The organism is Marinospirillum sp., from assembly GCF_014859565.1.
Genome location: NZ_JACUUA010000220.1, coordinates 1 through 5236, shown reverse-complemented (window position 1 = coordinate 5236; position 5236 = coordinate 1). Strand labels below are relative to the sequence as shown.

Below are 5236 nucleotides of genomic sequence, written 5' to 3'. Positions count from 1 at the left end.
AGAATACCAGCTGTTAGTTACTACCTGCAACCCATGACTGCTACGCAGTCATCCGTTTATATCCCCGCCCGATTGGGCGAGGGTTTACGCGGGTTTTGCTTATATCCCCGCCCGATTGGGCGAGGGTTTACGCGGGTTTTGCTAAGCATTCTTGGGAGCATGAGGGAGAGGGGTGTTTTTTCATTCAGACCCTGGATAACAAGCAATACGGCTACTGCGTTTGCCATTGGGGTTCCGGCAGTTATGCTGGCCTGTTACCCGCTGATTGATCTATATTTTTACTCGCTGGATTCAGTTCAGGTTTTGGCCTGGGTGTCTCTAGCTACCTACATATCAAGCTATGCGCTTTTTTTGTTTTTTGGTCTGCCCAAGCAGGTTTTTTTAATGTGCTCTGTGATGGCGCCAGGCTTTTTGATACCAAGCCTTCTCTATGGCAATCTGTGGCCAGTGCTCGTCATTCAGATTTCGTGGCTTGCAGCTTCTCTTGCTGGCCTGAGCAAAAATGCACCTGAATCAATAGCAGCACACCCAGCAGAGCAGGGGAAGATGTAGGCTGCTTAAGGCAGCAGCGAAACATCCATAGGCCAAAGCTCCGGTGCCATATTCAGCTTGGTGGTGATGCGCTTGATGTAACGCTCTGCAGCCCCAGGAAAGCGATTTTTTAACAGATTGCCTCGACCTACATTGTAATGAGTAAAGGCACACGGCCAATTTTCATTGCAGGCAGGGCTTTGGTAAAGGTGATGCAATGCCTTGGCACCACACAGCACATTCTGACGTGGATCTTTCAGATCCAGCGGGTGGCAGAATGCTTGCCAATCAGACGGCCTGACCTGGGCAGGTCCAATAGCACCAGCACTGGAAGTCACTTGATAGCGAAATGATGACTCTGAAGCGATCAGTGCCGTGACAAATCCAATCGGCACATCAGTCATCTCGTGTGCCTCCAGTATCCAGCGACTGAAATTGTCAGCCCGCTGAGGTTGTAGCAGGTAGTGATTCTGCAATGCCTTTTTTAAATCGTTGCGGGTAAGATCATGCCTGGCGGTTTTGGCCGTCTCGCTGATCGCTGTGTCTGTGCTAATCACAGTAACATGGTGTGTTTCAGGCTGCTGCACAGCATCCATGTTTAATGGCTTCATCTGCATGATGCCAGGCCGCTCCAAAGCTGCTTCAGCAGGCTTCACCGGGCTGGAGTCAGGCGATGGCTTCCAAAGATGCGCCAGCAGCAACATACCCAAAATACTTAACAGCATAGCTCCAAAAATGATGTTGGTGATCAGATAAAACAATCCGGGTTCAGCAAGGTGCTTTTGGGGCTTCACGACAGTCTCCTTTTTAGCGGGTGGAAGATTTAAAAAAGACCCGCAAAAGCGGGTCAATGGCCGTCCTTGGCTGCTAACGACAGGGAAAATTAAGGCTCAAAGTTTGATTGATGCCAGAGCGCCAGAGGGACAGATCTTTGACCAAAACGCAGGTGTACGGTATCGCCTTCAATTTTTTCCAGTACGCCGTTATAGGCCAGCTTTGCGCCTTCTTTGAACTCAAAGACGCGCCCTGTATTTCCCCCTCGCAGCACAGCGGTATCTCCGACAATATCCACTAGGTAGTAGAGGGAGTTGTAATCCACTGCAGGTGCAGCGGGCTTGGGTGCTGCTGGGGTCGGGGCTGCTTGCACAACCGGTCGTGGAACTTCTACATCAATAATCGGACGCTTAAGGTCAATCCAGTGCTCAATGGGTTTTTCCATGTACTTCAGGCTGCGCAGGGCTGCCTGACGGGCAACGCGCCGCTCCACCATGGATAAGCAGTAGCTGTGCTCAGCCATTTCCAAGGCTTCACCCCGGCGCTCAAACATGCGAATACAGTCTGTTTCGCTGTGCGTGAAGCGAGGCTTTTCCTGAGGAGCATGAACCACCACCTCACGTACAGGAGGCTCAAAGGTCGGCACTTCATTGAATTGGTCTTGATAGAACTCACGGCGCAGATTCTCATCGACCGGACGTGTTCGATGTTCTGGGCGATCACGCGCTACGGTATCTAAGCGGGTTGGTTCTGTTGCTCGGGGACGCGGCAGACCGAAGTCGTCAGCGGGCACTGCAGAAAGGGGTTGGCCGCGAGGTGCAGGGGGCTGATTGACTGCATTATTGTTGGCAAGATCAGCAGGATCACTTTCTTGTTGAGCAGCCAGTGCTGTCTGGCGATTGATTTCTGCCTGCCTTTGTTCTTGAGGGGTCGGGCCAGGCGGTGTCATCATACTGCCTACAACCGAAAGAACGCCCAGAGAACCCACCAGGCCGCCGACTGACCAAAGTCCGATTTTTACCGCTTTGGGAAGCGGTTTTTTATCGCCCTTGATCTTGAGCTTGCTTTTTAAGGCAGAGGGCTGTGCGGGCGATGCTTCACCGCCCCCTTGATCTGGAAGACCCATGCCTAGGTCGTCATTTTGATTTAGTTCACTCATTTGCTGGCCTCAGCGCGTTGCATTGCGAGTCAGGTGGTAGGTACGAAACTGTTCAAGCGCAGCACGGGCACCATCGAGCTTCTGGCCGTTACCACTGAGCAGAAACACCTTGTTTTCATGATCTGCAATAATCCAGAGGTCATCATGGCGATCCGCGATACGGGAGGCTTGATCCACCAACTGAGTCCAATCGTTGCGCGTCATCTGTGCAGCCCCAAAATCAACCACTGCGCGATCATGCGCGGTGATCTGGATAGCACCTTCTGCAGTGATCTCAACACGACCACCAATACGAGTACCCAGGTAAGAGAGGTACTGCGCAGGAGTCAGCTTGTCGACCCATACGTCAATGGGGCGACTAAGATCAACACCTGAGCCGGCATGAATAGGCGCATCGGGATACACGGCACGAATGGCGCGAATCAATGCCATGTCACGCGATGTAATGCTGATATTGCCCACCTCAGACGTGTCTTGATACACCCGAACATAAGCATTGCCATCCGTCGGCTTTTCCATCAGTGGGTGCCACTGAAACGGAGCTGTTGGTGGGGCAATTGGAGCATGCGGCGACTGGTCAGGAGTCGAGGCGCAGCCGCCGAGCAGCAGGGCAACGGACAGAGCGGCAAGGGACAGCTTGATTGGTGTTTTCTTCATCATCTTAAGAATCCTTGCAGCGATTATTGGGCGCTGATCACGATCAGCGGGCGATCAAAGCCGGTTTCAAAAAAGTGCGGTGCCAGACCTTGAGCATCCAGCAGTAGGCGTAACGCCTGGCCTCGAGTTCCGGTCAGCGTCACATCGACACGCTGCAGCAAGCGAGTTTGTGGCACGCCCCTGAATTCAATATTCCATCCAGCAGGAGCTAGCTGCTCAATTAGGTCGCCATACACCATGGCAGTGACATCGATATTAGCCGGGCGACGCAGGGCATCTTCCAAGCTTTCTGCAGGAAGGTGGCGAACACGCGCCTGCTCCTGACGATGTTCGTGCTCCATCTGGGCGCGACGCTGTGACGGTGGGATGTAGGCGCGTGTCGCATCCTCAGCCCAGGTTGGCGTGCCTGATGAAGCAATCGCAGCAGGTGCCAGGCTGACACCGGTACTCAGCACGGCTCCGATCATTGCTGCGCTTAATAGTTTTTTGCGCATACGTGAGTCTCTCCTGTCGTTCTTTGAATGGCATCGCATAAAACAATTTACTTCAGGCATCTTAACGCACCCTCTTTATTTAGCGGTTTCAACAATTAATAATATAGGATACCCTGTATATTCGCAAGGAGAGGGCGACCTTTAAGTATACGGATTTTGGCTATCGTGCGAAGATATATTGAATTTGAACTGAACGAAACAGGAGTGGCTCACATGAAGGTCTTTCAGCCTACGCAAGAGCAGCATCAGGTCATCAGTCATGACTTTAAGCTGAACCCGGTTTTAAAGGTGTTTGCTTTTGCCGGAGCAGGTAAAACAACTGTTCTGAAGGCGCTGGCTGAAGCCAGTCCAGGCATGCGTATTTTGTATCTGGCATTTGGACGTGATATTCGCGACGAGGCAGCAGCCAAATTCCCATCCCAAGTGGAGTGCAAAACATCGCATCAGATGGCCTGGGGCTACGGTCGTCTTTACCAGCATCGCCTGACTCAAAATCTGCAAATGCGTGATGTAGCCGGACTGATTTCATCTGATGACTGGATGGTTGTTAAGGGCGCCATGCAGACGCTGACCAATTACCTGGCGTCAGCCGATCATGGCATGGATGCCAAGCACATTAGCCGTGAAATGCGGGAGGCATCCAAGGATCACCGATCCAAAGTAACCCCTGCAAAACTGAATCGGATGCTAGAAGGTGCCAAGCACCTTTGGAATACGATGATTGACAAGGATTCTAATTTTCCTGTGGTGCATGATGTGTATTTAAAGCTCTACCAGCTCTCCAAGCCTGATCTTTCGCGTTATGACATGATCCTTTTTGACGAGGCGCAGGATGCAAACCCTGTCACCACGGACATCGTGATGCGGCAAAAGCAAGTTTACCGGGTGTTGGTGGGCGATACGCACCAGCAGATCTATCGTTTTCGTGGCGCGGAAAATGCCATGAATGACCCCTCGCTGAAAGATGCAGCCTCACTCTACCTGACAGGCTCGTTTCGTTTTGGTCAGCGTATCGCAGCTTCGGCTAATGCCATCCTGCAGGTTGTAAAGGGTGAACAGCACAAAGTGCAGGGTCTGTCACCCAAGGAGGATGGCATTATTGGTGCCAGAGAATTTGAAGAGCTCATGGAATCCGGCAAGCACAAGGGCGAGATTTTGGCGCTGTCTCGCACGGGTGCTGGCGTGCTTGAAAAGGCCTTGGATGCTATGGCCTCAGGCAAAAAAATTTACTGGATTGGAACGCCGCAGGGCTATGGAGTGAACGACCTTCAGAACCTGTTTTACTTTAAGGAAGGTGAGCTCCAAAAAGTCAGAAATAAAAAACTGATCCATGACTTCACTGACTTTGAGGAGTACAGGGAGGTGGCTGAGGCATCGGGTGACTACGAGATGAATAAATTGATTCGATTGCTGGATAAATACGGACAAAAAGTTCCCCGGTATCTTAGCAGAATCAAGGAGTGCAGCACTGATGATCGCGGTCAGGCAGACCTAGTGGTTTCGTCTGCACATCGCTCAAAAGGTCTTGAGGCGCGATTTGTTTCACTGAACGATGATTGGCCGGACATTTCCGATCCAGAGGTCATTGCCAACATTAGTCGCGAAGTCATGATTGATGAAA

Annotated in this window: 6 protein-coding genes; 2 read left to right on the top strand and 4 right to left on the bottom strand. The window is 51.7% G+C overall.

What is annotated here, in order from left to right; all coding sequences use genetic code 11:
- The coding region (locus IBX50_RS16925) for a hypothetical protein (RefSeq protein ID WP_292257476.1) at positions 1-552 on the top strand (552 nt) is incomplete at its 5' end.
- A gap of 5 nt (positions 553-557) precedes the next feature.
- Here IBX50_RS16925 and IBX50_RS16920 read toward each other — a convergent pair.
- The 4 genes from IBX50_RS16920 to IBX50_RS16905 form a co-directional block, all read right to left on the bottom strand.
- On the bottom strand, positions 558-1325 hold the full coding sequence (locus IBX50_RS16920) for a lytic transglycosylase domain-containing protein (protein ID WP_292257475.1): 768 nt from the start codon (positions 1323-1325) through the stop codon (positions 558-560).
- An 89-nt stretch (positions 1326-1414) separates the two neighbouring features.
- A complete protein-coding gene (locus tag IBX50_RS16915) occupies positions 1415-2464 on the bottom strand; it encodes a hypothetical protein (RefSeq protein WP_292257474.1) in 1050 nt (349 codons plus the stop codon).
- Between the two features lie 9 nt (positions 2465-2473).
- Positions 2474-3124 carry a hypothetical protein gene (locus IBX50_RS16910; protein ID WP_292257473.1) on the bottom strand — a complete coding sequence of 217 codons (651 nt, stop codon included), beginning with the start codon at positions 3122-3124 and terminating at the stop codon, positions 2474-2476.
- Positions 3125-3144: 20 nt separating this feature from the next.
- Positions 3145-3615 carry a hypothetical protein gene (locus tag IBX50_RS16905; RefSeq protein WP_292257472.1) on the bottom strand — a complete coding sequence of 157 codons (471 nt, stop codon included), beginning with the start codon at positions 3613-3615 and terminating at the stop codon, positions 3145-3147.
- Positions 3616-3828: 213 nt separating this feature from the next.
- Between IBX50_RS16905 and IBX50_RS16900 the strand changes: the two genes are divergently transcribed.
- Positions 3829-5236: UvrD-helicase domain-containing protein (locus IBX50_RS16900; protein ID WP_292257471.1), on the top strand; the 1408-nt coding region annotated here is incomplete at its 3' end.